Here is a 26,317-nt window from a genome sequence, read left to right on the forward strand (position 1 = left end):
TGCCGCGTGGGCAGGCTCAGGGCAGCGGCGTCTCCAGATGCTGCACCGTGACCCGCATCTCGCCCATCTCCAGCGGTCCGTAGTTCGAGACGAAGGCCACGTCGGCCGCATCGCGGCCGTAGGCCACCACGATTCGCCCGCCCAGCGGCTGGGCCTGCGTGGCGTCGAAGGTGTACCAGCGCCCGTCGATGAAGGCCTCGAACCAGGCGTGCATGTCCATCGGATCGAGCGTGTGCAGGTAGCCCACCACCATCCGGGCCGGGATCTTGAGCGCGCGCGTGAAGGCCACGCCCACGTGCGAGAAATCGCGGCACACGCCCGCGCCGTGCGCCAGCGTGTCGAGCGCGTCGGTGGTGGCGTCGCTCACGCCGTACTGGTAGACCAGGTTCGCGTGAATCCAGTGGCGGATCGCCTCCACCTGGTCGTAGCCGGGCGCGGCGTCGCCCACGATCTCGAGCGCACGCGCCTCCATCTTGTCGGACGGGCAGTAGCGGCTTTGCAGCAGGTAGAGCAGCGCGTCGTCGGGCAGCCGGTCGATGGGCGTCGGCGGCGCACCGGGCGTGACGCGGATGTACTGCTCGGTCTCCATCACCATGTCGACCTCGATGCGCATCTCGCCTTCGGGAATGGTCAGGCGCTGGCACAGGTTGCCGTAGCTGTCGACGTACTCGGTGGTGCGCACCCAGGGCGAGAGCTCGTAGCGCTCGCTGATCATCCATTGCGCCAGGCCGCTGCGCGGGCGCAGCATCGCGACCACGGGGCAATCGACCGCGGCCTGGACGGTCATGGTGCAGTTGGCTTGAAGCTTCATTCGTCGTCGATCGGTGGTGGGAGGAAGGGCCACAGCCTGCCACGCAGGCATGGCGCCCGCGTGACCGCCAAAGTCGACGAATGCGGTCAGACCCGCGGCGGATCGCTGTCGCGCGCCGTGTGCCGGTGCTGGCCCACCGCGGCGATGAAGTCGGCCGTGGCGGCGGCGATGTGGGCGCTGTCGGCCAGGATCAGGCCCGGGTCGGCCGCGCCGTCGGGCAGGGTCAGCGGCACGCCGGCCTCGCTCAGCAGCGCCTGCGAGGCACCCAGCGCAAGGATGGTCTTGCAGTGGCGGTACTGGTCCTTGACGAAGTCCAGCGTGTGGGCGACCGCCGCCAGCGCCTCGGCCGCGCCTTCGCCGTCGGGCAGCACCAGCGCGTCGAACAGGAAGCCGGGGCTGTTTTCCATCGAGGCGTCGGCCTCGAAGACTTCGCCCGTGGCCGCGGTGAAGCGGCCCAGGCGCGGCCCGACCAGCCGCGGCACGGCGCCGGCATTGAACAGCGCGGCCTGCAGCGCCGTGAGCGAGGGACCGTCGATGCCGTCGGCCACCAGCAGCGCGATCTTGCGCGAGCGGATGCCGCCGTCGCCGGGGCGCGCCATCAGCGAGAGCGCGGGCGAGCGCTCGACCTCGGGCGTCGCGGGCGTCTCCAGCGCGCGTGGCAGCGCCGGCGGCACCGCCATGCCCAGGCCGGCAGCGACCTGCGCCGCCAGCGCGGGCGAGGCGTTGACCAGGCCCGCGATCACGCGTTCGCGCACTGCGGGCACGGTCACCTTCGACAGCTCGAAGCGGAAGGCGGCCGCGATGTGGGCCTGCTCGACCGGCGTCTGGCTCTCGAAGAACAGCGTGGCCTGCGTGTAGTGGTCGGCGAACTTCTCGGGCTTGGCGCGCACCTTGTCGCTCGATGCCTGCGCATCGATGCGCTTGGCCACGCTGGTGAAGCCCTGCGCGGCGCCGGCCTGGAAGGGACAGCCTCCGGCCAGCGAGTTGGGCTCGTAGGCCACGCGGCCGCGGTGGATCGCCTGGCGATGCATGCCGTCGCGCTGGTTGTTGTGCACCGGCGCGATCGGCGCGTTGATCGGCAGCTCATGGAAGTTCGGGCCGCCGAGCCGGCTGATCTGCGTGTCGACGTAGGAGTGGATGCGCCCGGCCAGCAGCGGGTCGTTCGTGAAGTCCAGGCCCGGCACGATGTGCGCGGTGCAGAAGGCCACCTGCTCGGTCTCGGCGAAGAAGTTGTCGGGGTTGCGGTTGAGCACCATGCGGCCCACGATCTGCACCGGCACCAGCTCCTCCGGCACGATCTTGGTGGCGTCGAGGATGTCGAAGCTGAAGCCCTCGGCCTGTTCCTCGGTGAAGATCTGCAGGCCCAGTTCCCACTCGGGGTACTCGCCCGCGTCGATGGCTTCCCAGAGGTCGCGGCGATGGAAGTCCGGGTCAGCGCCCGAGATCTTCACCGCCTCGTCCCACACCAGCGAGTGCGTGCCCAGCTTGGGCTGCCAGTGGAACTTGACGAACACCGATTCGCCCGCTGCATTGACCAGCCGGAAGGTGTGCACGCCGAAGCCCTGCATCATCCGGTAGCTGCGCGGGATCGCGCGGTCGCTCATCTGCCACATCAGCATGTGGGTGGATTCGGGCATCAGGCCGACGAAGTCCCAGAAGGTGTCGTGGGCCGAGGCGGCCTGCGGCATGCCGTGGTGCGGCTCGGGCTTGACCGCGTGGACCAGGTCGGGGAACTTGATCGCGTCCTGGATGAAGAACACCGGCATGTTGTTGCCCACCAGGTCCCAGTTGCCCTCGTCGGTGTAGAACTTGACGGCGAAGCCGCGCACGTCGCGCGCCGTGTCCTTGGAGCCGCGCTCGCCGGCCACGGTCGAGAAGCGCACGAACACCGGCGTGACCTTGCCGGCCTCGGCGAACAGCGAGGCCTTGGTGTATTCGGTCAGCGGTGCGTAGGCCTCGAAGAAGCCGTGGGCGCCCGATCCGCGCGCATGCACGATGCGCTCGGGGATGCGCTCGTGGTCGAAGTGCGTGATCTTCTCGCGCAGGATGAAGTCCTCGAGCAGCGCCGGCCCGCGCACGCCGGCCTTGAGCGAGTTCTGGTTGTCGGCCACCGGCACGCCCTGGTTGGTCGTGAGGCGCTGGCCGGCCGAATCGACGCGCACGCGGTCCAGCGTGTCGATGGTGGCGTTCACGCCTTCGGCCGCGACCGTGCCGGTCTTGTCCGAGGCGTTGGCCTCCGACAGCGTGCTGCCGCCGGGCAGGCGCGAGGCCGGTGTGGCGCTCAGGCCCGTGGGTGCCAACAGGGCGTTGGCTTCGCCGTGTTCGAGCGGCTTGTTGGTGTTGGCGGGGATCGCGGCCACCAGGGCCTGCGTGTCGGCGGCCCTCTGGGCGGGCAGGTCGCCGGGGGCGGCGTTCGGCGGCGCCGGATGGGCCGGTCCGCTGTCGGTGTTGCGTGCTGCAGCCTGGGCCGCAACCGCCGTGGCGGGATCGACGGGCGGGTGTGCGGGGGCGCGGGATTTGGCCATGGCGGTCGGGCTCTCCGGGTGTATTCAGGTGGGGGGAGTGCCACGCTAGGCAGCGCCCCCGGCCCGACCTGTAGGACGCCACCCCCGCTTGCCACGGGTGCTGTCCCATGCGGCCGATGCGCCATGGCGGCGCGTCCTATCATCCGACGCATGTCCTTGCTGCCCCGCACCGCCACGGCGCCCTTCTGTCCCTCCGAAGTCAAGGGCAGCATCGCCATCGATCCCGGCCTGCCCTTCCACCGCAAGCTCTGGCGCTACGCCGGCCCCGGGCTGCTGGTGTCGGTGGGCTACATGGACCCCGGCAACTGGGCCACCGACATCGAGGCCGGCTCCAAGTACGGCTACGGCCTGCTCTTCGTCGTGCTGCTGGCCAGCCTGGCGGCGATGCTGCTGCAGACGCTGTGCGTGCGGCTCGGGCTGGTGGCGCAGAAGGACCTGGCGCGCGCCTGCCGCGAGCACTATTCGCCGCGCGTCAACCGCTTCCTCTGGCTGGGCGCCGAACTGGCCATCGTGGCCTGCGACCTGGCCGAGGTGCTGGGCAGTGCGCTCGCACTGCACCTGCTGTTCGGCGTGTCGATTCCCGTCGGCATCGCGATCACCGCCTTCGACACCCTGCTGGTGCTGGGCCTGCAGGGTGCGGGCTTCCGCCGGGTCGAGGCCATCGTGCTGGCGCTGGTGCTGACCATCGCGGGCTGCTTCGCGGTCGAGCTTGCGATCTCGCAGCCCAACTGGTTCGGCGTGGCGATGGGCTTCGGCCCCAGCCTCGCGCGGCTGCAGCAGCCCGGCGCGCTGTACCTGGCGATCGGCATCGTGGGCGCCACCGTGATGCCGCACAACCTCTACCTGCACTCGTCGATCGTCCAGACCCGGCTGCTCGACCACACCGAGGCGGCGCGGCGCGAGGCGCTGCGCTTCTGCACGCTGGACGCGGTGGTGTCGCTGTCGCTGGCGCTGCTGGTCAACGCCGCGATCATGGTGCTGGCGGCCAGCGCCTTCCACGCCACCGGCCACCACGAGGTGGCCGACATCGAGGACGCCTACCACCTGATCGAACCGCTGGTGGGCAGCTCGCTGGCGGCCACGCTGTTCGGCATCGCGCTGCTGGCCTCGGGCCAGAGCTCGACCTTCACCGGCACCATCGCCGGCCAGATCATCATGGAAGGCTTCCTCGACCTGAAGATCCCCTGCTGGCAGCGCCGCCTGATCACGCGCGCGCTGGCGCTGGTGCCGGCCTACCTGGGCGTGCGCTGGTTCGGCGACGGCGGCATCGGCAAGATGCTGGTGCTCAGCCAGGTGGTGCTGAGCTTCCAGCTGCCCTTCGCGATCTGGCCGCTGGTGCGCTTCACCAGCGACCGCGCGCTGATGGGCGAACACGCCAACGGCCTCGTGATGAAGGCCTCGGCGTGGACGCTGTTCGCCGTGATCAGCGTCGCGAACGTGTGGCTCGTCGCCACCGTGCTCGGCTGAGCACGGCGGGCTTCACGGCCTCACTTCATCAGGTCGCTGAGGTTCACCGGCTTGATCTTGCCGCCTTCGACGGTGGCCACCAGCGGGTCGAGCAGCGTGCCGCCCGTGGCGTCCACGCCGCGGAAGTCGGCCGCGTTGACTTCCTTCGGCAGCTTGGTCATCGCCTCGCCGATCTTGGCGCGGATGGCCGTGGCGTCGGTGGTGGTGCCGGCCAGCTTCATGGCGCCGGCCAGGGCGTAGGTCATCGCGTAGTTGTACGAGGACTCGGTGGTGGGCGCCTTGTCGGCACCATAGGCGGCGCGGTAGGCCGCGGCGAAGGTCTTGGCGCCGACGCGCACGTCGTCCGACACCGGCAGCACGCCGATCGAACCCTCGAGCGCGCCCAGGCCGTCCGTGACCTTGGCCATCTCGTCGAACTTGGCCTGGTCCATCACCAGGAAGCCGCCCTTGAAGCCCAGCTCGCGCGCCTGCTTGGCGACCAGCGCCGAGGGCTCGGACGGGCCGCCGATGAACAGCACGTCGGGCTTCTCGGCCAGCACGCGGCTCACGCCGCTGTAGAAGTCGGCCGAGCGGTTGTACGACATCGGGTTGTTCGACACCACGGTGCCGCCGGCCTTCTTCCAGGCCGGCTCGAACAGCGCGCTCCAGTTCTTCGCGTACTCGTGGTCGCCCGGCAGCATGCCGACCTTCTTGCCGAACTTGGCCATCTCGTAGCGTGTGAAGGGCTCGATGTAGCCGGCGAAGGTCGGCGGGATGCGGATCGTCAGCTTGTTGCCGGTCTCGGTGATCTTGGGCGTGCTGGAGTAGGCCAGCACGATGAACTTCTCCTGCTCGTTGAAGGCCTGCATCGCGTAGATGCCGCCCGAGTGCGGCACGAACACCGCCGGCGTCTGGTATTGCTGCACCAGGCGGCGCGAGTTGATCGCGGCCTCGGCCGGCGCGTACTTGTCGTCGAGCGCGACCAGCTCGAGCTTGACCTTCTTGCCCGCCACCTCGAGGCCGGCGGCGTTGATCTCCTTCATGGCCATCTCGATGCCGTTGACCACGTTCTTGCCGTAGAGCGCGGCGCCGCCCGAGAGCGGGCCGGTGAAGCCGATCTTGACCACGTCCTGGGCCGACGCGGCGCCAGCGCCGAGCGTGGCCAGCAGGGCCACGGCCAGCGGCAGGGCCGCCAGGCGACGGCGGGGCAGGCCAGCGGGGAAAATCTCGTTCTTCATGGGTGTTGTCTCCGGTGTGAAAAAGAAAATCAGGCGCCGATGTAGGCGGCCCGGACGGCTTCGTTGTTGAGCAGCGAGTCGCGGTCGCCCTCGAGCGTGATGCGCCCGCGTTCGATCACGTAGGCGCGGTGCGCGATGGCCAGCGCCGAGAAGGCGTTCTGCTCGGCCAGCAGCACGGTGGTGCCGGCCTGGTTGATGCGCTGGATCACCTCGAACACCTGCTTGACCACCAGCGGCGCCAGGCCCAGCGAGGGTTCGTCGAGCAGCAGCACCTTGGGCCGGCCCAGCATCGCGCGGCCGATGGCCACCATCTGCTGCTGGCCGCCCGACAGCGAGCCGGCCGGATCGTCCTGCTTCTTCTCCAGGATCGGGAACAGGCCGAACACCTCGTCGATCGAGCGCCGGATGCCGGCCTTGTCGCCGCGGTGCACGTAGGCGCCGAGCTCCAGGTTCTTGCGCACCGTCATCATCGGGAACAGCTTGCGGCCCTCGGGGCACTGGACCAGGCCCGCCTGCACGATCTGCGCGGTGCGCATGCCCGCGATCTCGCGCTCGCCGAGCCGGATGCTGCCGGCGCTGGGCTTGTGGATGCCGCTGGCCGCCATGAAGATCGAGGTCTTGCCCGCGCCGTTGGCGCCCAGCAGCACCACCAGCTCGCCCGCCTCGGCATGCAGCGTGAGGCCCTGCAGCGCGCGGAAGCTGCCGTAATGCAGGTCGACGTTCTCAAACCGCAGCATGGTCGGCTCCCAGGTAGGCTTCGATCACCTGCGGATCGCGCCGGATCTGCGCGGGCGTGCCCTCGGCGATCTTGGCGCCGTTGTTCAGCACCACGATCTTGTCGGCCAGCCGCATGATCATGTCCATCTTGTGTTCGATCAGGCACACGGTCTTGCCGTGGTCGACCAGCTTGCGGATCAGCGCCGCCAGGCCGACGGTTTCCTCGGGGTTCACGCCGCCCGCCGGTTCGTCCAGCAGCAGCAGTTCGGGGTCGGTCGCGAGCGCCAGCGCGAAGGCCACGCGCTTGCGCTCCTCCTGCGTGATGTCGGCCGCGATGCGGTTCGCCACATGCGACAGCCCGACGAAGTCCAGCGCCTCGCGCGCCTTCTCGCGGCACAGGCGTTCTTCGTCCTGCAGCCGCCGGGAGTGGATCAGCACGTCCCACAGCCCCGACTGCGTGCGCAGCCGGTGGCCGACGATCAGGTTGTCGAGCACGGTGGCGTTGTCGAACAGGTGCGTGCTCTGGAAGGTGCGCGCGATGCCCAGCCGTGCCACGTGGTCGGGCCGCAGCCCGGTCACGTCGCGCTCCTTGAACACGATGCGTCCGGAGGTCGGCGGGTGCGTGCCGGCCACCAGGTTGAAGAAGGTGGTCTTGCCCGCGCCGTTGGGGCCGATGATGGCGCTGACCTGGCCGCGCTCGAAGCGCGTCGTGACGTCGTCGACCGCGGTCAGGCCGAAGAACTGCTTGGTGAGGCCGGTGATCTCAAGCATGGGACGGGTCCTCCTTGGAGGGCGCCGCAGGGGTTGCAGCGGCCGAAGGATTCGCAGCAGGGGTCGGCGCCAGCGCCGCTGCACGCCGCGCGCGCCGCTTGAGCCAGGTACCGACCAGGCCGTCGGGCAGGAAAATGATCAGCGCGATCAGCACCGGGCCGAACACCACCATGCGGTAGTCCTGCAGGAACTGCAGGCTCTGCGTGAGGTAGGTGACCAGCAGCGTGCCCACCAGCGGCCCGAGCAGCGTGCCGATGCCGCCCACCAGCACGAACATCACCAGGTCGAAGGTCACGACCTCGCTCGCCAGGTCGGGCCCGAGAAAGCGCACCTGGCCCGCATAGAGCGCGCCCGCGAAGCCCGCGTACACCACCGACAGCACGAAGGACAGGGTCTTGGTGCGCATCAGGTCGATGCCCAGCGCCTCGGCCAGCTCGTCGCTGTTGCGCACCGCCATGAAGCTGCGGCCCAGCAGCGAGCGCACGATGCGCGCCATGACCCAGATGCCCAGCACCAGGAAGGCCAGCACCAGGTAGTACTGCGACAGCGGCGTGCCGAACTGCACCGGCCCGAGTCCCGGCGGCGAAGGGATGCCCATGATGCCCACCGGCCCGTGCGTGAGGCTCTCCCACTTCTCGATCAGCAGGAACATGATGTAGCTCACGCAGAGCGTGAAGATCGAGAAGTAGTGGCCCTTCAGGCGCAGCGACAGCAGGCCCACGAAGAAGCCCAGCACCGCGGTCACGCCGCCCGCGAGCAGGAAGGCGATCCAGAACGGCACCTGATGGTCGACCGTCAGGATGCCCACCGTGTACGCGCCCACCGCCATGAAGGCGCCGTGCGCGAGGTTGAACTGCCCGGTGTAGCCGGTGATCAGGTTCAGGCCCAGTGCGGCGATGGCCATGATGAAGGCCTGCGTCGCGACCGAGATCAGGTAGTTGTTCTGCGCGAACAGCGGGAACACCAGCGCCGCCAGCGCCAGCAGGGCCCAGCCGGTGCGGCCTTCGAAGAGCCGGCTCATGCGCGCGCCCCCTTGGGCGTGAACAGCCCCTGCGGGCGGAACGACAGGATCACCACCAGCAGCACGAAGGCGATGATGTCCTTGTAGTCGGTGGAGAAGTAGAAGCCGCCGAAGCTCTCGGCCAGCCCGATGATCAGGCCGCCCACGATCGCGCCGGGGAAGCTGCCCATGCCGCCCAGGATGATGATCACGAAGGCCTTGGTGATCACCAGGTGGCCCATCGCCGGGTAGACCAGGTTGATCGGCGCGTACAGCACCGCGGCGATGGCCGCCAGCGCGCCGGAGATCGCGAACACCAGCAGCTTGACCCGCGTGGCGTCGATGCCGACCAGCGCCGCACCCTGCGGGTTCTGCGCCATCGCGATGATGGTCGAGCCGGTCACGGTGCGCGTCAGGAACAGGTGCAGCACCGCCACCAGGCTGAAGGCGCCGACGATGATCAGCAGGCGCTGCAGCGGCGCGGTCAGGCCGAAGATCTCGACGATCTGGCCGTAGGGCGTGGGCATGCGATGGAAGTCGGCGCCGAACATCGCCTGCGCCCCGGCCTCCAGGAACAACAGGATGCCGATGGCCGCGATCATGTCGTGCAGCTCGGGCGCGTTGCGCAGCGGGTGGAACACCAGCCGGTCGGCCAGCATCGCGATGACCGCCACGATCGCGGCCGCCCCGGCCATCGCCACCCAGTAGTTCAGGCCCAGCTTGACCATCAGGTAGTAGCCGGCGAAGGCGCCCGACATGTAGAACGCGCCGTGGGCGAAGTTCGGCACGTGCAGGATGCCGTAGACCAGCGTCAGGCCCAGGGCCACCAGGCTGTAGACGCCGCCGACCGTCAGGCCGTTGAGAAGTTGCTGAAAGAACAGTTCCACGTCGATCCCTCGCGAAAGACCCCGGGCCGTGCCGCGTTGTCGGCGGCACAGGGGCAAGCAAGGAATTGTGGGGACCGGGTGGGCACCGGTCGACTGAGGTTTGCCCGCGGTACGCGTCGCGTCTGCGACTTTCTACCGGGCGGTAGCTTCGTCCCGCGGCCCCATGAAAAACGCGCCCGAAGGCGCGTCGTTCACGGAAGCGGTCCGAAGGGGCTGATAAAGATCAGCCGCCCTTCTTGGGGCGCTTGCCGGGGTTCTTCTTGCTGCGCGTCGACGTGCCGCGCTCCAGGCTCACCTTTTGGCCGCCACCGGACCTGGGGATGGCGTAACCGGCCGGGGGCGTGGGGGCGGGAGTGGCAATGCGGTCTGCCTCGGTGCGAATTTTCTTGGGCATGGTAGCTCGGGATAAAAAAGGGTCGAAGGGCGTAATTAAGCCACATCGTCGAGCAGCCGTACCTTGACGGACTTGCCCTTGACGCGGCCGGTGGAGAGTTTGTGGGCCGCTTCGCGCGCAATGCGACGGTCGACAGCCACATACGTGGAGAACTCGTTGACGTTGATCTTGCCCACCTGCTCCTTGGTGAAGCCGGCTTCGCCGGTGAGCGCGCCCAGCACGTCGCCGGCGCGGATCTTCTCCTTGCGGCCGCCGACGATCTGCAGCGTGGACATCGGCGGACGCAGCGGTTCGCCGGTGCCGGGCGTGAGCTCGGCCAGCGGGTGCCAGTCGGATTCGCGACCCTGCAACTGCTCGATCTTGCCGACGCTGCCCATCTCGTCCATCGAGGCCAGGTTCAGCACCAGGCCTTCGGCGTCCGCGCGGCCGGTGCGGCCGATGCGGTGGATGTGGATCTCCGAATCGGGCGTCACGTCGACGTTGATCACGGCTTCGAGCTGGGCGATGTCCAGGCCGCGCGCGGCCACGTCGGTCGCCACCAGCACCGAGCAGGAGCGGTTGGAGAACTGCACCAGCACCTGGTCGCGCTCGCGCTGCTCCAGTTCGCCGAACAGCGCCATCGCACTGAAGCCCTGCGCCTGCAGCACCGCGACCAGGTCGCGGCATTGCTGCTTGGTGTTGCAGAAGGCCAGCGTGCTCTGCGGTCGGAAGTGGTCGAGCAGCAGCGACACCGCGTGCAGGCGGTCGTTGTTCTTGACCTCGTACCAGCGCTGGACGATCTTGCCTTCCTCGTGCTGGGCCGCCACGGTGATCTGCTGCGGCGCCTTCATGAACTGCGCCGCCAGCTTGGCGATGCCTTCGGGGTAGGTGGCCGAGAACAGCAGTGTCTGGCGCTCGGCGGGGCACTGGCGCGCCACCGTCACGATGTCCTCGAAGAAGCCCATGTCCAGCATGCGGTCGGCTTCGTCGAGCACCAGCGTGTTGAGCGCCTCGAGGCTCAGGTTGCCGCGTTCGAGGTGGTCCATGATCCGGCCGGGCGTGCCGACCACGATGTGGGCGCCGTGCTCGAGGCTGGCGTTCTGGCCGCGCAAGGCGACGCCACCGCACAGCGTGACGACCTTGATGTTCTCCTCGGCGCGTGCCAGCCGGCGGATCTCGGTCGTGACCTGGTCGGCCAGCTCGCGCGTGGGGCACAGCACCATCGCCTGCACCGCGAAGCGGCGCGGGTTGAGGTTGGCCAGCAGCGCGAGCGCGAAGGCCGCGGTCTTGCCGCTGCCCGTCTTGGCCTGGGCGATCAGGTCCTTGCCCAGCAGCGCCACCGGCAGGCTGGCGGCCTGGATGGGCGTCATCTGCAGATAGCCGAGCTGCGTGAGGTTGGCGAGCGTCTGCGGCGCGAGCGGCAGCGTGCCGAAACCGGTGGCGGAACCTGTCACGGGCGTACTTCTTTGCGGTCGATCAACGGCGTTGGGCGCCGTTGTTGGTGGGCGGCGGGCCGCGGCGTTCCAGGTGGCGGAAGGTGATCCGTCCCTTGGTCAGGTCGTAGGGCGAGAGTTCGAGCGACACCTTGTCGCCCGCCAGGATGCGGATGTGATGCTTGCGCATCTTGCCGCCACTGTAGGCGATCAGCTGGTGACCGTTGTCAAGCGTCACGCGGTAGCGCGAGTCGGGCAGGACTTCCGTCACTGCGCCGTTCATTTCGATCAGTTCTTCCTTGGCCATGAATTACCTCTGAAAAGTTGTCGTGATGATGATGGGAAAAGGCGTGTGCCGCTCAGGCGGCGCAATGCATTGGAGCGTGGCGCGGGACGGTGCGTTCACGCACCCAGCCCAGGCCCTGGTCGACGGCGTAGCGCAGCGCGGCGCCGTGGCTCGAGAAATGGGGCGTGAAGCGCATGACGCGGTCATGCATGCCGCTGCCGTGGCCGGAGCGGATCGACACGGAAGCCGCGAAGCCACCGTCGTCGAGGTTCTTGATGAGCGGCGAGACGAGGTACTTGCCCACCGCCACGCTGTGTTGAATGATGTCCATGAAAGCCTTCGCGCATTGCGACGCCGCAATACGCTGAAAATAATTGAAAACGGGCGCGGGCCGGCCGGGGGATGCTTTCAAGAAAGCACCCTGGGACGCAGACAGCGCGAAATTCGCTTCAACAGGAACGAAGGCAGTGGTGGCAATCATGGGCGCCCGGTCTGGCGCTCCAACACACTGTATTGGGCCGGCTTGAAAGTGAGGCGCCTGGCGATCCGGGGATCGGACAGGTCAGCCGGCAGGATGACGAAGTGCTTCGTCGTGGTATCGAAACGAACCGCACATTCTACCCGATCTGGCACAAGTGTTGCTAATTGGCGTGACGGCGCCGCGACATCAGCCGATGCCGAGCATCTTCCGGTTGGCCGCCCGGTCGACCCCGCCCGCGGCGAAATCGTCGAAGGCGCGGTCGGCCACGCGGATGATGTGCTCGGCGATGAAGGGCGCGCCCTCGCGGGCGCCGTCCTCAGGGTGCTTGATGCAGCACTCCCACTCCAGCACCGCCCAGCCGGCGAAGTCGTAGGTGGCCATCTTCGAGAAGATGGCGCCGAAATCGACCTGGCCGTCGCCCAGCGAGCGGAAGCGCCCGGCCCGGTTCACCCAGGACTGGAAGCCGCCGTAGACGCCCTGCTTGCCGCTCGGGTTGAACTCGGCGTCCTTCACGTGGAAGGCCTTGATGCGCTCGTGGTAATGGTCGATGTAGGCCAGGTAGTCGAGCTGCTGCAGCAGGAAGTGGCTCGGGTCGTAGAGCAGGCAGGCGCGCGGATGCTGGCCCACGCGCTCGAGGAACATCTCGTAGCTCACGCCGTCGTGCAGGTCTTCGCCGGGGTGCACTTCGTAACAGACGTCGACGCCCACGTCGTCGAAGGCATTGAGGATCGGCAGCCAGCGCCGCGCGAGCTCGTCGAAGGCCTCGTCGATCAGGCCCGGCGGCCGCGGCGGCCAGGAATACAGGTAGGGCCAGGCCAGCGCGCCCGAGAAGGTGGCGTGCGCCTTCAGGCCCAGCCGCGACGAGGCCTTGGCCGCGAGCATGAGCTGCTCGACCGCCCATTGCTGGCGCGCGACCGGGTTGCCGCGCACCTCGGGCGCCGCGAAGCCGTCGAAGCCGGCGTCGTAGGCCGGATGCACCGCCACCAGCTGGCCCTGCAGGTGGGTCGACAGCTCGGTGATCTGCAGGCCGTGCCGGGCCAGCGTGCCCATCACCTCGTCGCAGTAGGTCTGGCTCTCGGCCGCCTTCTTGAGGTCGAACAGGCGCGCGTCCCAGCTGGGGATCTGCACACCCTTGTAGCCCAGCCCCGCGGCCCAGCCGGCAATGGCGTCGAGCGAGTTGAACGGGGCCGTGTCGCCGGCGAACTGGGCCAGGAAGATGCCCGGGCCTTGGATGGTCTTCATCGCGATGTCCTCATGGGGGCGCAGTCCGTCTGCGGTCTGCGCAACACGAAAGCATATAGGCATGTCGTCCGACTGGCCTGCGAGGCCGCGCAGCGCCACAATGGCTTTCCGTCTCTGCCCGCCGCGCCGCCCGCGGCCACCGCCATGCCTCAGAACGTCGCGGGTCGATTGAAGATCGGCCTTTCCGCCTGCTTCCAGCACGCCGATCCGGCGCGTTCCCTGTTCACCAACAAGACCCTGCAGTACGTCGAGCAGTCGATCGCGCACTGGCTGATGTCCGCCGGCGCCATGGTGGTGATGGTGCCCTGCCCGACCGGCGAGACCGCGCGCGGCGACACCATGCTCTCGCACTATGCCGAGTGGCTCGACGGCGTGGTGATGCACGGCGGTGCCGACGTCTGGCCCGGCAGCTACGGCGAGGTGCCGATGCGCGACGCCTGGGTCGGCGACCGCATCCGCGACCTCTACGACCTGGCGCTGGTCGAGGCCTTCGAGCAGGCCGGCAAGCCGATCTTCGGCGTCTGCCGCGGCCTGCAGCTGATCAACGTGGCCTTTGGCGGCACGCTGTTCCAGGACATCGAGACCCAGCATCCCAACGCGCTGCGCCACCGCGACCCCGAGAGCTACGACCAGAACTTCCACGACATCGTGATGGTCGAGGGCACGCAGCTCTCGCGCATGTACCCGGGCGTGCAGCACGCGCGAGTCAACAGCATCCACCACCAGGGCATCAAGGACCTGGCGCCGGGCTTCGAGGTCGAGGCCTGGAGCTACCCCGACCGCGTGCCCGAGGCGATCCGCCGCGTGAACGGCCGGGCCGGCCGCGGCTACATCGCCGCCACCCAGTGGCACCCCGAGTTCCACAAGGCCGGCGGCACCATCAGCACGGTCGACGACACGGCCATCCTCAACGATTTCCTCGGCGCCTGCACCGCGGCCCGCGTGCAGCCGCACCGGCCGCACCGCAGCGCCCCCGGCAAGATCCGCGACCGCGCGGCGCGCATGCTGCGCCAGGCGCTGCTGCGGCGCTGAGCTTCGCTGTGCCCCGGCCCTCAGGCCGGCGCGCGCAGCAGGTGCTTGAGCAGCTTGCCGGTGGCCGTGCGCGGCAGCGTCTCGCGCACTTCGTAGACCCGCGGGATCTTGTAGCGCGCCAGCCGCTGTTCGAGGAAGCCGGTCAGCGCGCCCGCCTCGAGCGTGCAACCCGGGCGCGCCACCAGCACCGCCGTCACCGTCTCGCCCCATTCGGGGTGCGGGCGGCCGATGACGGCCACGTCCTGCACCTCGGGGTGGGCGCCCAGCGCGTCTTCCACTTCCTTCGAATAGACGTTCTCGCCACCCGTGATGATCATGTCGCGCAACCGGTCGACGATGAACAGGAAGCCGTCCTCGTCGATGCGCGCCAGGTCGCCGGTGCGGTACCAGCCCTGGGCGTCGAAGGCCTCGGCCGTGGCCTGCGGGTTGTCGAGGTAGCCCTGCATCACGGCGGGCGAGCGCAGGTGGATCTCGCCGACCTCGCCCGCCGTGCAGCGCCGGCCGTCCGGATGGCGCACTTCCACCGCCACGCCGGGCACGCCCGCGCGGCCGATCGAGCCGGCCTTGGCGATCGCGTCCTCCGGGTACAGCACCGTGCCCAGGGGCCCCGATTCGGTCATGCCGTAGACCTGCACGAAGCGGTCGCTGCGGTAGCTCTGCGCCAGCTTGCGCGCCATGTCGGCGCCCAGCGGGCCGCCGCCGTAGGCCCACAGGCGCATCGCGCTGAAGTCGTAGCCGGACACGTCGGGTACGACCGACAGCGGCGCGAGAAAGGCGATCGGCGCGCCGAAGGTGAAGGTGATGCGCTCGGCTGCCAGCGTGTCGAGGAAGGCCTTGGGCGCGTACTCGCGCAGCAGCACCACGGTGCCGCCCATCAGCAGCGTGCCCAGCAGCCAGTTGTTGAGCGGCGACGAGTGCCACACCGGCATCGCGATCAGCGTGCGCTCGTTGCGCGACAGCGCCATGCCGGCGGCCGTGCACACCGCCGCCATGAACACGTTGTGGTGGCTGTGCAGGCAGCCCTTGGGCTTGCCGGTGGTGCCCGAGGTGTAGAGGATCTGGGCCGGCGCATCGGTGGCCGGCGCCGGCGCGTCGGCCAGCGGCGCGGCCTGCGCCAGCAGCTCCTCGAACAGCGGCAGGCCTTCGGCGGCGTTTTCGGTCGCGAGCCAGTCGCAGCGGTGCGACACCCGCGCGGCCTGTGGCGCCAGCGTGCCGTCGATCAGACACAGCCGGGCGCCCGAATGCGCCAGCAGGTAATCGATCTCGGGCGCCTGCAGCTTGTGGTTGACCGGCACCACCGCCGCGCCCAGGCGCCAGGCGCCGAACATCGCGAGCACGAAGCCCGGCGCGTTGAAGCACAGCAGCGCCACCTTGTCGCCCGGGCCGACGCCCTGCGCGCGCAGCACGGTCGCCGCGCGGCGCGTGAGGTCGGCCAGTTCGGCATAGGTCCAGGCGCGGCCGTTCTGCCGCAGGGCTTCGCGCTCGGGCTGGACGAGGGCGTGCTGGTCGAGGAGGGAAACGAAATCCATCGCTGCCGCCCTCTTCAGTGCCAGGCCGCGCGCACCAGCGCGCCGGGGTCGCTCGTGCCGGCGCTGATGCCGGTGACCGGGCCCCAGTCGGGGTCGAAGCGGCTCGACAGGAAGGCGGCCGAGGCGTCGGCGCTGGCATGCTGCAGCATCAGGCTGGCCTGCGTCGCGCGCACCAGGCGCTGCGTGAAGCGGCGCGCCTGGCGCTCCAGTTCCTGCGGCGGCAGCTGCACCATGCGGCGCAGCGCCTCGAGCTCGGCCTGCAGGCGCGGCTCGCCGGCCGCGATGCCCTGCAGCTGTTCGAGCACCAACTGCACGTCGTCGGGGTTGCGCGAGACGGCGCGCAGCACGTCCAGGCACATCACGTTGCCCGAGCCCTCCCAGATCGAGTTGACCGGCGCCTCGCGGAAGAGGCGGCCCATCGGGCCGTCTTCCACGTAGCCGTTGCCGCCGAAGACCTCCATCGCCTCGCCGGTCAGCGCCACTGCGCGCTTGCAGTTCCAGAACTTCGCGGCCGGCGTGAGCAGCCGACGCCAGGCCGTGTCCAGCGGCGCGGCCGAGCCGAAGCGCGAAGCCAGTTCCATCGCCAGCAGCGTGGCGCTCTCGGATTCGAGCGCCATGTCGGCCAGCAGCTCGGTCATCACCGGCTGGTCGACCAGCGCCTTGCCGAAGGCATAGCGGTGGCTCGCATAGTGCGCGGCCTGCGTGAAGGCCTGCCGCATGAAGCCCGCGCTGGACAGCGCGCAGTCGAGCCGGGTCACGGTCGCCATCTCGATGATGGTCGGGATGCCGCGGCCCTCGTCGCCCACGCGCACGCCCCAGGCCTCCTTGAACTCGACCTCGCTGCTCGAGTTGGAGCGGTTGCCGACCTTGTCCTTCAGGCGCTGGATGTGGATCGGGTTCTTGCTGCCGTCGGGCCGCCAGCGCGGCACGAAGAAGCACGACGATCCGTGCTCGTCGGTCTTGGCCAGCACCAGGTGGCCGTCGCACATCGGCGCCGAGAAGAACCACTTGTGGCCGGTGATCAGGAACTCGTCGCCCCAGGGGCCGCTGCCTGCGTGCACGGCACGCGTGGTGTTGGTGCGCACGTCGCTGCCGCCCTGCTTCTCGGTCATGCCCATGCCGACCGTCATCGAGGTCTTTCCCTCCAGCGGGATGTCGCGCGCGTCGTGTTCGTTCGACGCCAGCTTGGCGCGCAGGTCGCCGTACAGCGCGGCGTTGCGGCGCATCACCGGGATGCAGGCCTTGGTCATGGTGGTCGGGCAGGTCGAGCCCGACTCGATCTGGCTGTGCATGTAGAGCGAGGCGCCGTAGCCGACCCAGGCCGAAGGCCGCTCGTCGAAGAAGGGCAGGTTGGCGATGCCGTTGCGCCGGGCGATGGCCATCATCGTGTGCCATGCCGGGTGGAACTGCACCTGGTCGATGCGCTCGCCGATGCGCGAGTGCGTGTGCAGCTCGGGCTCGTGGCGGTTGGCGTCCTCGGCGGCGCGCAGCGTGGCTTCGGCGCCGTACTCGGCGCCCTGGCGCACCAGCTCGTCGTCGCGCCAGCCGGCACCACCGCGAACGACTGCGGCGCGCAGCGCGGGGTCGCGGGTGTAGACGTTGTAGTCCTTGAGTTCGGGAACCTGGTTGTCGGGGTGGATGCCGGTGGTGCTCATGGTTTTGTCTCCAGTGTCGGGAAGGGGTTCAGGTGGCTGCACGCTCGCGCAGCACCAGCGTCTGGGTGGCGATGCCGATCGGGCCGCGCTCGTCGTGCAGCTGGGACACGACCAGGCCGGCGCCATCGCCGTGCGCCTCGGTGGCCGAGCGCAGGCCGATCCATTCGCCCTCGGGCGCGCGGAACAGGTTCAGGCTCATGTCGGCATTGGTGAACAGGAAGCGATCGGCCGGCAGCACCCAGCTCAGGCCGTTGCCGAAGTCGGCGGCCGCCGCGGCGCGCATGGCGGGCGAGGTGGCCACACCCTGCAGCAGCGGCACCGCCAGCCGGAACCAGGCGGCGCCGGGGCCGGGCTGCGTCGCGTCGCCTTCGGCCACGCGGGACTCGACCGCGCTGCCGTAGAACGACACGCTGTCGGGCAGGCCCGGGATGCGCAGGCGCTCGCTGCAGTCGCGCGGCAGCGGCCGCAGCAGCGCTGCCGGCCAGCCCGGCAGGTTCGCCGGCAGCACCAGCGCGTTCCGGGCCAGCAGCAACGCATGCGCGCGCGCCACGACCACCTCGCCCGCCAGCAGGTCGATGCCCACGCGCACCGTGGCGCGCGAGCTTTGCACCTGCGTGCGCGTGGCCAGCGGCGCCAGCGGCACCGGCCTGACCAGCTCGACCGTGAGCCGCGCGAGCTGCCAGCCGGGCCCGGGCGCGGCGCGCTCGGCCACGTGCGCGAGCAGTCCGCAGGGCGCGCCGCCGTGCTGCGCGCGCGGGTCCCAGGGGCCGCGCGACAGCGCGCCGGGCTGCCAGGCGTCGCCCTCGCCGGTGTAGACGGCGGTGCGCGAATCCTCGGGGGCAGTGTCGGGGTGGGTCATTGCAGAATGCCTTCGATGTCTCCAAAAATTCTAGGAACAACCGGGCCGCAAGGTGTTCGGGTTCGGCGCCGATGACGAGCGCCCGCGCACCGGCCGCCGCGCCCAGGAGAAAGCCGCGCCAATCCCGCGCACGCCACACCTCGCAGGCGCTGCAGGAAGCCTTTGTTCGGCTTTGGGTCGAGAAGGGTTATGCCGCGGTCACCATCCGCGAGATCGCCGCCGTGGCGGGCACGGGGCTCGGCAGCTTCTACGAGTACTTCGAGAACAAGGAGGACCTGGCGCGCGTCTGCCTGCACCTGCGCTCCAAGGCACTGCTGCTGGCCATGCGCGCGGCCGTTGCCGCGCAGGCGGGCCGGCCGCTGCGCGAGATCGTCGATGCGGTGATCGATTCGCAGGTCGACGCCCACCGCGAGCAGCCGCTGGCCTGGGGGGCGCACTACCTGCTGGAGCGGCACCTCTCGAGCCCCGAGGCCTACCGCAAGATGTACGACCGCTTCGTGGCCGAATGGGTGGGCGCGCTCGAGGCCGCGTCGGACCTGGCGCCCGACTGCCGGAAGAAGGAAGTGGCCCGCGTGAGCCAGACCATCCTCTACGGGCTGATCGCGCATGCGCACATCGGCACGGGCGGCAGGCCGGACCTGCCGGCGCTGTCCAGGCAGGTGCGCGGCGCCCTGCACGGCTACCTGGCCGGCGCGGCCTGAACAGGAACGGTCAGCGCTACTTCTTCTGCTCGTAGCGGCTCACGCCGGCATCGATCGTGCCGAAGGCCTCGACGCCGCTGCGCGGGCTGCCCGCGGTCGGGCCGTCGACACGGCGGTCGCCCGCGGAAGGCAGGCCGCTGCAGGCCGAGGCGAGCGCCGCCGCGGCGAGCAGCACGGGGACGAGAAAGGGACGCAGGGAAAGAGGCACAGGCGGCTCCAGGAGGGGCGATCGAACGCCCCACTGTAGGGGTGGCGCGCGGGGGTGTCGGTAACACCCCGTACGCGCCCCCGGGTCCTGGGTCTTCAGCTGCCCGAGGTGAGGTGCTTGCCCACGATGCCCGCCAGTTCGAACATCGTCACCTGGTCCTTGCCGAACACGGGCTTCAGCTTGGCATCGGCGTTGATCGCGCGCTTGTTGGCCGCGTCCTGCAGGTTGTTGGCCTTGATGTAGTCCCAGAGCTTCTTGATGACCTCGGTGCGCGCCACGGGTTCGGCGCCGATCACCGCGGCCAGCGCGTCGCTGGGCTTCAGGCCCGCGCCCGGCTTGCGCGGGGCCTTGGGGGCCGCGACCTTCTTGGCGGCGGGTGTCTTCTTCGCTGCAGCGGCGGTCTTCTTGGCCGCGACCTTCTTCGCCGGCGCCGCCTTCGAGAAGGTCTTGCGCGCGGGGAACTTGCTCCCGCCTTCGCGCGGTGCGAACTCGAAGGTCACCTTGCCCTCGTCCTTGTTCCAGACCAGGAAGGCCTTGAAGGCGCGGCGCGTGCGCATCGAGACGAACTTGTCGAGCAGGTCGGTCTTGCCGGTGGCCAGCAGCTTCTCCATCTGCGCGCGTTCCACGGGCTGGGTCAGGATCACCTTGCCGGTCTTGAAGGTGCAGCTCGGCGTCGGCTGGCCTTCGGTGGGCACCGACTTCTCGCAGACGTAGTTGGAGCCGTGCTCGAACACCGGCGCGCCGCAGATCGGGCAGGGGCCGACCGTGTCCTGCTGGCTGAAGTCGACGATCTCGCCGCTCTCGCCGTCCTTGTCGTCGCCGAAGTCGAACTCCAGCTTCCAGTTCTTGGTTTCTTCCTCGTCGTACTTGAGGATGATCTCGGCCGTGAAGGGCCAGCCGGCCTTGGAGCGGAAGCCTTCCAGCGGGCCGATGTGCTTGTCGCGCACCAGCGCCTCGGCCTCGACCACCTCGAAGGTGCGCCCGGCCGGCGACTTGCCGAAGGAGAAGCCGCAGGGCTCCGCGCCGGCTTTGCCGGTGCAGCTGTAGCGCCGGTAGTTCTCCTTCACCACGCCGCCGCAGTTGGGGCAGGGCGTGGCCAGCGTGGCGTAGTCGCCGGGCACGGTGTCGCGGTCGTATTCCTTGGCCTTCTTGACGATGTGCTGCGTCATCTCGGCGATCTCGCGCATGAAGTCGGTGCGGCTCAGCGCGCCCTTCTCCATCTGCGCCAGCTTGTACTCCCACTCGCCCGTGAGCTCGGCCTTGGAGAGTTCCTCCACGCCCAGGCCGCGCAGCAGCGTCATCAGCTGGAAGGCCTTGGCGGTCGGGATCAGCTCGCGGCCTTCGCGCAGCATGTACTTCTCGGCGATCAGGCCTTCGATGGTGGCCGCGCGCGTGGCGGGCGTGCCCAGGCCCTTCTCCTGCATGGCCTCGCGCAGCTCGTCGTCGTCGATGGTCTTGCCCGCGCCTTCCATCGCGCCCAGCAGCGTGGCTTCGGAATAGCGCGCGGGCGGGCGGGTCTTGAGCGCCTTGGGGTCGGCCGACGCGGTCTTCACGACCTCGCCGGGCTTCACCAGCACCAGGTTCTTGCCGTCCTTCTCGTCGTCGTCGTTCACGGCTTCCTTGCCCCAGATCGCGAGCCAGCCCGGCTTGACCAGCACCTTGCCGTCGCTGCGGAAGGGGTACTTCTTGCCATTGGTTTCGACGGTGCTGATGCGGGTCGTGACCTGGAACTCGGCGCTCGGGAAGAACACCGACAGGAAGCGGCGCACCACGAAGTCGTAGAGCTTCTGCTCGGCCTCGCTCAGGCCGCTCGGGGCCTGCAGCGTCGGGATGATGGCGAAGTGATCCGACACCTTGGCGTTGTCGAAGATGCGCTTGTTCGGCTTGACGTAGCTGCCGTCGACCGCCTGCTTGGCAAACGGGGCGAGGTGCTTCATGCCGCTGTCGGCCAGCATCTTCATCGTGTCCTTGACCACCGGCAGGTAGTCCTCGGGCAGTGCGCGCGAGTCGGTCCGCGGGTAGGTCAGCGCCTTGTGGCGTTCGTACAGGCTCTGGGCCAGCGCCAGCGTGGTCTTGGCGGAGTAGCCGAAGCGGCCGTTGGCCTCGCGCTGCAGCGAGGTCAGGTCGAACAGCGCGGGCGAGGCCTGGGTGGTCGGCTTCGATTCCTCGGTGACGGTGGCGGGCTTGCCGCGCGCCGCATCGGCGATCTCGCGGGCTTCGCGTTCGTTCCACACGCGGTCGGCGCGCATCTCGGGGTCGGCCACGCCGTCAGGTCCCGGCGGCGGCTTCTTGAAGTTGGCGTCGAACCACTTGCCCGGGTACTGGCCGGCCTCGGCCTGGAAGGCGCCGTGGATTTCCCAGTAGTCGCGGCTCACGAACTTGCGGATCTTCTCCTCGCGCTCGACCACCACCGACAGCGTGGGCGTCTGCACGCGGCCCACGGTCGTGAGGAAGAAGCCGCCGTCGCGCGAATTGAAGGCGGTCATGGCGCGCGTGCCGTTGATGCCCACCAGCCAGTCGGCCTCGGAGCGCGAACGCGCGGCGTCGGCCAGGCCCTGCATCTGCTGCTCGGTGCGCAGGGAGGCGAAGCCGTCGCGGATCGCCTGCGGCGTCATCGACTGCAGCCAGAGGCGGCGCACCGGCTTGTTCAGCGGCGTCTTGCCGCCCGCGTACTGCTCGATCAGCCGGAAGATCAGCTCGCCCTCGCGGCCCGCGTCACAGGCGTTGATGAGCTGCGTCACGTCCTTGCGCTTGGCCTGCTTCACGACGGCGTTGAGGCGTGTCTTGGTCTTGTCGACCGGCTTGAGGTCGAAGTGCGGCGGGATGACGGGCAGGTTGGCGAAGCTCCACTTGCCGCGCTTGACGTCGAATTCCTCGGGCGCCTGGATCTCGACCAGGTGGCCGACGGCGCTGGTCACGACGTAATGCTCGCTCTCGAAGTATTCGTCGTAGCGCTCGAACTTGCCGGCCGTGGGCGTGAGGGCGCGGACGATGTCCTGCGCCACCGACGGTTTCTCTGCAATTACCAGTGTCTTCATAAGTCCAGCATTCAAAAAATGGGGCGAGGCTGGCGCGGGCTGCCGGTCGGCGGCCCGCGGTCTCCTCGGACGGCAGCCATGGCGTGCAGTGTGCAACGCGAGTGCGCCCTACAATCGGCGGCTCTCGCGTGCGCACGCACGCGCATGTGTGTGCATATTCAAACTATCAGACTTCGGCGATGCCTTCAAAAATCCCTTCGATCCCAGGCCGCCGCATCCAGACCCGCCGTTCCGGTGTCCATGGCAAGGGCGTGTTCGCCGTGCAGGACATCGCCAAGGGCGACACGCTGATCGAATACAAGGGCGAGGTGATCTCCTGGAAGGAAGCGCTGCGCCGCCATCCGCACGATCCGGCGCAGCCCAACCACACCTTCTACTTCCACGTCGACGACAAGCGCGTGATCGACGGCAAGGTCGACGGCAACGCCGCCAAGTGGATCAACCATGCCTGCGACCCGAACTGCGAGGCCGACGAGATCGAGGGCCGCATCTTCATCAAGGCGCTCCGCGACATCCCGGCCGGTGAAGAGCTCAACTACGACTACGGCCTGATCATCGACCTGCCGTACACGCCCGAGCTGCTGGCCGAGTTCCCGTGCTGGTGCGGCTCGGAAGCCTGCCGCGGCACGCTGCTCACGCCCAAGGACGAAGACGAGAAGAAGGCGCGCAAGGCCAGGAAGAAGGCCAAGGCCGAGAAGGCCGAGCGCAAGGCGGAGAAGAAGGCCGGCAAGGCCGAGAAGGCGGAGAAAGCCGACAAGGCCGACAAGAAGAAGCAGAAGCGCAAGAAGGCCAAGGCCGCCGACTGAGGACGCCCGCGATGCACGCAACCAGCGCCTGGTTCGAGGACGAGATCACCGCCGCCGTGGCGCCCCAGCTGCCCGGCTTCGCGGTCGAGGTCGTGACCGAGATCGATTCCACCAGCACCGAGCTCATGCGCCGCGCGCGCCAGGGCAACGTGGCGCCGGTGCTGCTGGTGGCCTTGCGCCAGACCGCCGGACGTGGCCGCATGGGCCGGCCCTGGCAGAGCGCGCAGCAAGCGGCGCAGCCCGCCTCGCTGACCTTCTCGCTGGGCCTGCCGCTGGCACCGCGCGACTGGTCGGGCCTGTCGCTGGCCGTGGGCGTCAGCGTGGCCGAGAGCCTGGACCCGGGCGGCGCCGCGGGCCTGCAGCTCAAGTGGCCCAACGACCTCTGGCGCGAAGACCGCAAGCTCGGCGGCATCCTGATCGAGACCGCTCTGCCGCAGTCCGAAGCCGCGCAACGCTACCTGGTGATTGGCATCGGCCTGAACCTGGGCCCACGCGAGGCCGAGGGCCTCAACACGCCGCCGGCCTGGATCGGCGAATGGCGGCTCGAGGCGAGCGCGGGCGAACTGCTGCGCGACCTGGTGCCGCCGCTGGTCGACACCGTGCAGGCCTTTGCCGAACGCGGCTTCGCGCCCTTCGCCGAGCGCTTCGCCCTGCGCGACACGTTGCGCGGGCGCGAGGTGCAGCTCAGCGACGGCACCGCCGGGCTCTGCGACGGCGTGGGCTGGGGCGGCGAGCTGCGGGTGCAGACCGCGGCCGGCCTGCAGGTCATCAACAGCTCCGAAGTCAGCGTGCGGCCGCGCCAGCGCGTGGGCGCCTGAGCATGCGCGGCAGCGGACGCTTCGTTCTCCTGGTGCTGGTGCTGGCGAACCTGGGCTACTTCGCCTGGAGCCGCGGCAGCTTCGCGGCCCTGGGCTTCCAGCCGGCCGGCTTCGGCGAAGCCGAACCGCATCGCGTCGAGCTGCAGGTGCGGCCCGAGCTGCTGCAGATCCGCAAGGCACCGTAGCCGCTACTTGTCGTCCAGTTCGAAGCGCACGCTGAAGCGCGTGCCCGGCGGCTGCTGGTCCGGATGGGCATCTTCCAGTTGCACGCTGGCGCCGTGCTGGCGTGCGATCTCGCGCACGATCGGCAGGCCCAGGCCGGAGCCGTCGGCCTCGCTGCCCAGCACGCGGTAGAAGGGCTGGAACACCAGCTCGCGATCGGCCGCGGCGATGCCCGGCCCGTTGTCCTCCACCTGCAGCACCACCACCCGGCCGAAAGGGTCGGCCAGCACCCGCGCGGTGATCACGCCCGAATGCTCGGGCGGCGAGGGCGTGTAGTTCAGTGCGTTGTCGACCAGGTTGCGCACCAGCTCCTTGAGCAGCGTCGGGTTGCCCTGCAGCGTGACGCCCGGCGTGCCGGCTTCGGCGCCGTCGTAGCCCAGGTCGATGCGCCGCTCGATGGCGCGCGGCACGGCTTCGCGCACCACCTCGATGGTCAGGCGCGCCAGGTCGCAGGACTGGCGCCCGAGCGTGGCGCTGCTGCCCTCGGCGCGCGCCAGCGACAGCAGCTGGTTGACCGTGTGGGTGGCCCGCACGCTGGCGCGGCCGATCTGCTTGAGCGACTGCTTGAGCTCCTCGGCATTGGCCCCTTCGCGCTGCGCCAGGTCGGCCTGCATGCGCAGCCCGGCCAGCGGCGTCTTGAGTTGGTGCGCGGCATCGGCCAGGAAGCGCTTCTGCGTGGCGATCGAATCGTGCAGCTTGTTGAGCAGTTCGTTGACCGACGACACCAGCGGAATCACCTCCAGCGGCACGCCCGATTCGTCCAGCGGGCTCAGGTCGTCGGGCCGGCGCTCGCGGATGCGCGCCTCCACCACCGACAGCGGCTTGATGCCGCGCACCAGCGCCAGCCAGATCAGCAGCACCGCCAGCGGCAGGATGGCGAACTGCGGCAGCAGCACACCCTTGATGATCTCGGTGGCCAGCAAAGACTGCTTCTCGCGCGTCTCGGCCACCTGCACCAGCGCATGCGGCGCCTCGGGCGTGGCGCCGGCCACCCACAGCGAGCCGATGCGCACCGCCTTGCCGCGCATCGTGGCGTCGTGCAGGTAGACCATGTCCGCCGTCGGCAGCTCGTCGGAGTGCGGCGGCGGCACGTCGCGCTCGCCGCTGAGCAACTGGCCGCGGCCGTCGAGCACCTGGTAGTAGACGACGTCGGTGTCGTCGCCGCTCAGGATGTCGCGCGCGGCCTGCGGCAAGGGGAACTGCAGGCGGCCGTCCTGCACCACCAGCAGCCGGCCCAGCGTGCGCACGTTGTTCTCCAGCGCGCGGTCGAAGGGCGCGTTGGCGATGCCCTGCGCCACCAGCCAGGTCACGCCGATGCTCACCGGCACCAGCAGCAGCAGCGGCGTGAGCATCCAGTCGAGGATCTCGCCGAACAGCGAGCGCTGGGCGCGCTGGAAGAGCTTCACGCCCGCCCCCAGGTTCGACGGACGGAGCGGGCGACGGGCACTGCGCGAAGGTGCATCAGGAGGCAATTTTCTCGAGGCAATAGCCCAGGCCGCGCACCGTGGCGATGCGGATCGGGCCCTTCTCGATCTTCTTGCGCAGGCGATGGATGTAGACCTCGATGGCGTTGATGCTCACCTCTTCGCCCCACTCGCAGAGCCGCTCGACCAGCTGGTCCTTGCTGACCAGCCGGCCGGCGCGCTGCAGCAGCACCTCGAGCAGGCCCAGCTCGCGGGCCGAGAGCTCGATCATCTTGCCGTCGATGGTGGCCACGCGGCCGGCCTGGTCGTAGAGCAGCGGGCCGTGCTTGATCGCGTTGCTGGTGCCGCCCATGCCGCGGCGCGTGAGGGCGCGCACGCGGGCCTCGAGCTCCTGCAGCGAGAAGGGCTTGGCCATGTAGTCGTCGGCGCCGTGGTCCAGGCCCTTGACGCGCTCTTCCACGCTGTCGGCCGCGGTGAGCACCAGCACCGGCAGCTGCGAGCCGCGCGCACGCAGCCGCTTGAGGATCTCCAGGCCGTGCAGGTTGGGCAGGCCGAGGTCGAGGATCAGCAGGTCGAACTCGCTGTTGGTCATCAGCGCGGCGTCGGCCTGCGAGCCGGTGGCCACACGGTCGACCGCCGCGCCCGAGGTGCGCAGGCTGCGCAGCAGGGCGTCGGCCAGCACCTGGTCGTCTTCCGCAATCAGAATCCGCATGAGCCACCTCCGGCTTGTGGGGCGCGTCGTCGCGCTTTTTTTACTCGTCTCCGCGGCGGATTCTAGGCGTCGTGCCGCCTGCGGGCTTGCGTTGGCTCAAGGT

25 protein-coding genes are annotated in these 26,317 nt (G+C 69.4%); 6 read left to right on the forward strand and 19 right to left on the reverse strand.

What is annotated here, in order from left to right; all coding sequences use genetic code 11:
• Window positions 1-16: 16 nt before the first annotated feature.
• Both K0H49_RS17195 and K0H49_RS17200 read right to left on the reverse strand, forming a co-directional pair.
• The gene (locus K0H49_RS17195; protein WP_219214966.1) at window positions 17-811 is read right to left on the reverse strand and encodes a transglutaminase-like domain-containing protein; all 795 of its coding nucleotides are present in this window, start codon (window positions 809-811) and stop codon (window positions 17-19) included.
• Window positions 812-897: 86 nt separating this feature from the next.
• Window positions 898-3,336, reverse strand: coding sequence for a catalase (locus K0H49_RS17200; protein WP_219214968.1), 2,439 nt, complete (start codon window positions 3,334-3,336; stop codon window positions 898-900).
• 150 nt (window positions 3,337-3,486) lie between these two features.
• On the opposite strand from K0H49_RS17200, the gene K0H49_RS17205 reads away from it, so the two are divergent.
• Window positions 3,487-4,803, forward strand: a complete 1,317-nt coding sequence (locus K0H49_RS17205; protein WP_219214970.1) for an Nramp family divalent metal transporter — start codon at window positions 3,487-3,489, stop codon at window positions 4,801-4,803.
• 20 nt (window positions 4,804-4,823) lie between these two features.
• Here K0H49_RS17205 and K0H49_RS17210 read toward each other — a convergent pair whose 3' ends face one another.
• The 10 genes from K0H49_RS17210 to K0H49_RS17255 all read right to left on the reverse strand — a co-directional run bounded on the left by K0H49_RS17210 (window position 4,824) and on the right by K0H49_RS17255 (window position 13,210).
• Window positions 4,824-6,020, reverse strand: a complete 1,197-nt coding sequence (locus K0H49_RS17210; RefSeq protein ID WP_219214973.1) for an ABC transporter substrate-binding protein — start codon at window positions 6,018-6,020, stop codon at window positions 4,824-4,826.
• A gap of 29 nt (window positions 6,021-6,049) precedes the next feature.
• Window positions 6,050-6,757 carry an ABC transporter ATP-binding protein gene (locus K0H49_RS17215; RefSeq protein ID WP_219214976.1) on the reverse strand — a complete coding sequence of 236 codons (708 nt, stop codon included), beginning with the start codon at window positions 6,755-6,757 and terminating at the stop codon, window positions 6,050-6,052.
• A complete protein-coding gene (locus tag K0H49_RS17220; protein ID WP_219214978.1) occupies window positions 6,744-7,508 on the reverse strand; it encodes an ABC transporter ATP-binding protein in 765 nt (254 codons plus the stop codon). Before K0H49_RS17220 ends, K0H49_RS17215 begins: the two co-directional genes overlap by 14 nt.
• Window positions 7,501-8,529 carry a branched-chain amino acid ABC transporter permease gene (locus tag K0H49_RS17225; protein ID WP_219214981.1) on the reverse strand — a complete coding sequence of 343 codons (1,029 nt, stop codon included), beginning with the start codon at window positions 8,527-8,529 and terminating at the stop codon, window positions 7,501-7,503. The genes K0H49_RS17220 and K0H49_RS17225 overlap by 8 nt, the downstream gene beginning before the upstream one ends.
• Window positions 8,526-9,395, reverse strand: coding sequence for a branched-chain amino acid ABC transporter permease (locus tag K0H49_RS17230; RefSeq protein WP_219214984.1), 870 nt, complete (start codon window positions 9,393-9,395; stop codon window positions 8,526-8,528). Before K0H49_RS17230 ends, K0H49_RS17225 begins: the two co-directional genes overlap by 4 nt.
• A gap of 223 nt (window positions 9,396-9,618) precedes the next feature.
• Window positions 9,619-9,789 carry a hypothetical protein gene (locus K0H49_RS17235; RefSeq protein WP_219214986.1) on the reverse strand — a complete coding sequence of 57 codons (171 nt, stop codon included), beginning with the start codon at window positions 9,787-9,789 and terminating at the stop codon, window positions 9,619-9,621.
• Window positions 9,790-9,824: 35 nt separating this feature from the next.
• Entirely contained in the window at window positions 9,825-11,222 is a 1,398-nt protein-coding gene (gene dbpA / locus K0H49_RS17240) for an ATP-dependent RNA helicase DbpA (protein WP_219214988.1), read from the reverse strand.
• 22 nt (window positions 11,223-11,244) lie between these two features.
• Window positions 11,245-11,508 carry a translation initiation factor IF-1 gene (gene infA / locus K0H49_RS17245; RefSeq protein ID WP_219214990.1) on the reverse strand — a complete coding sequence of 88 codons (264 nt, stop codon included), beginning with the start codon at window positions 11,506-11,508 and terminating at the stop codon, window positions 11,245-11,247.
• 52 nt (window positions 11,509-11,560) lie between these two features.
• Window positions 11,561-11,818: a hypothetical protein gene (locus K0H49_RS17250; RefSeq protein WP_219214992.1), complete on the reverse strand. Its 258-nt coding sequence runs from the start codon at window positions 11,816-11,818 to the stop codon at window positions 11,561-11,563.
• A 336-nt stretch (window positions 11,819-12,154) separates the two neighbouring features.
• Window positions 12,155-13,210 carry a sugar phosphate isomerase/epimerase family protein gene (locus K0H49_RS17255; protein ID WP_219214994.1) on the reverse strand — a complete coding sequence of 352 codons (1,056 nt, stop codon included), beginning with the start codon at window positions 13,208-13,210 and terminating at the stop codon, window positions 12,155-12,157.
• Window positions 13,211-13,354: 144 nt separating this feature from the next.
• Between K0H49_RS17255 and K0H49_RS17260 the strand changes: the two genes are divergently transcribed.
• Window positions 13,355-14,242: a gamma-glutamyl-gamma-aminobutyrate hydrolase family protein gene (locus K0H49_RS17260; RefSeq protein WP_219214996.1), complete on the forward strand. Its 888-nt coding sequence runs from the start codon at window positions 13,355-13,357 to the stop codon at window positions 14,240-14,242.
• Between the two features lie 20 nt (window positions 14,243-14,262).
• Here the strand turns inward: K0H49_RS17260 and K0H49_RS17265 are convergent, their stop codons facing one another.
• The 3 genes from K0H49_RS17265 to K0H49_RS17275 are packed head-to-tail and all read right to left on the reverse strand — an operon-like array spanning window position 14,263 to window position 18,285.
• Window positions 14,263-15,771: a class I adenylate-forming enzyme family protein gene (locus K0H49_RS17265; RefSeq protein WP_219214997.1), complete on the reverse strand. Its 1,509-nt coding sequence runs from the start codon at window positions 15,769-15,771 to the stop codon at window positions 14,263-14,265.
• Between the two features lie 14 nt (window positions 15,772-15,785).
• A complete protein-coding gene (locus K0H49_RS17270; RefSeq protein WP_219215000.1) occupies window positions 15,786-17,426 on the reverse strand; it encodes an acyl-CoA dehydrogenase family protein in 1,641 nt (546 codons plus the stop codon).
• Between the two features lie 28 nt (window positions 17,427-17,454).
• Window positions 17,455-18,285, reverse strand: a complete 831-nt coding sequence (locus tag K0H49_RS17275; RefSeq protein ID WP_219215002.1) for a thioesterase family protein — start codon at window positions 18,283-18,285, stop codon at window positions 17,455-17,457.
• Window positions 18,286-18,356: 71 nt separating this feature from the next.
• Between K0H49_RS17275 and K0H49_RS17280 the strand changes: the two genes are divergently transcribed.
• On the forward strand, window positions 18,357-18,986 hold the full coding sequence (locus tag K0H49_RS17280) for a TetR/AcrR family transcriptional regulator (protein WP_219215005.1): 630 nt from the start codon (window positions 18,357-18,359) through the stop codon (window positions 18,984-18,986).
• Between the two features lie 16 nt (window positions 18,987-19,002).
• On the opposite strand, the gene K0H49_RS17285 is transcribed toward K0H49_RS17280, so the two are convergent.
• Complete coding sequence (locus K0H49_RS17285; protein ID WP_219215009.1) at window positions 19,003-19,194, reverse strand: hypothetical protein; 192 nt, start codon at window positions 19,192-19,194, stop codon at window positions 19,003-19,005.
• Between the two features lie 95 nt (window positions 19,195-19,289).
• Entirely contained in the window at window positions 19,290-22,232 is a 2,943-nt protein-coding gene (locus K0H49_RS17290) for a DNA topoisomerase III (protein ID WP_219215011.1), read from the reverse strand.
• Between the two features lie 179 nt (window positions 22,233-22,411).
• On the opposite strand from K0H49_RS17290, the gene K0H49_RS17295 reads away from it, so the two are divergent.
• Genes K0H49_RS17295 through K0H49_RS17305 form a run of 3 tightly spaced genes read left to right on the forward strand, consistent with a single transcriptional unit; the run spans window position 22,412 to window position 24,041 of the window.
• Entirely contained in the window at window positions 22,412-23,038 is a 627-nt protein-coding gene (locus K0H49_RS17295) for an SET domain-containing protein (protein ID WP_219215014.1), read from the forward strand.
• 11 nt (window positions 23,039-23,049) lie between these two features.
• Window positions 23,050-23,856: a biotin--[acetyl-CoA-carboxylase] ligase gene (locus K0H49_RS17300; protein WP_219215017.1), complete on the forward strand. Its 807-nt coding sequence runs from the start codon at window positions 23,050-23,052 to the stop codon at window positions 23,854-23,856.
• Between the two features lie 2 nt (window positions 23,857-23,858).
• Window positions 23,859-24,041 carry a sporulation protein gene (locus tag K0H49_RS17305; protein ID WP_219215020.1) on the forward strand — a complete coding sequence of 61 codons (183 nt, stop codon included), beginning with the start codon at window positions 23,859-23,861 and terminating at the stop codon, window positions 24,039-24,041.
• Window positions 24,042-24,044: 3 nt separating this feature from the next.
• Here K0H49_RS17305 and K0H49_RS17310 read toward each other — a convergent pair whose 3' ends face one another.
• Together K0H49_RS17310 and K0H49_RS17315 are read right to left on the reverse strand one after the other, a co-directional pair.
• On the reverse strand, window positions 24,045-25,484 hold the full coding sequence (locus tag K0H49_RS17310; protein WP_219215023.1) for a sensor histidine kinase: 1,440 nt from the start codon (window positions 25,482-25,484) through the stop codon (window positions 24,045-24,047).
• A 55-nt stretch (window positions 25,485-25,539) separates the two neighbouring features.
• The gene (locus tag K0H49_RS17315) at window positions 25,540-26,214 is read right to left on the reverse strand and encodes a response regulator (RefSeq protein WP_219215027.1); all 675 of its coding nucleotides are present in this window, start codon (window positions 26,212-26,214) and stop codon (window positions 25,540-25,542) included.
• Between the last annotated feature and the right edge of the window lie 103 nt (window positions 26,215-26,317).

It is taken from the genome of Variovorax boronicumulans, from assembly GCF_019352895.1.
Taxonomy (GTDB): domain Bacteria; phylum Pseudomonadota; class Gammaproteobacteria; order Burkholderiales; family Burkholderiaceae_C; genus Variovorax; species Variovorax boronicumulans_A.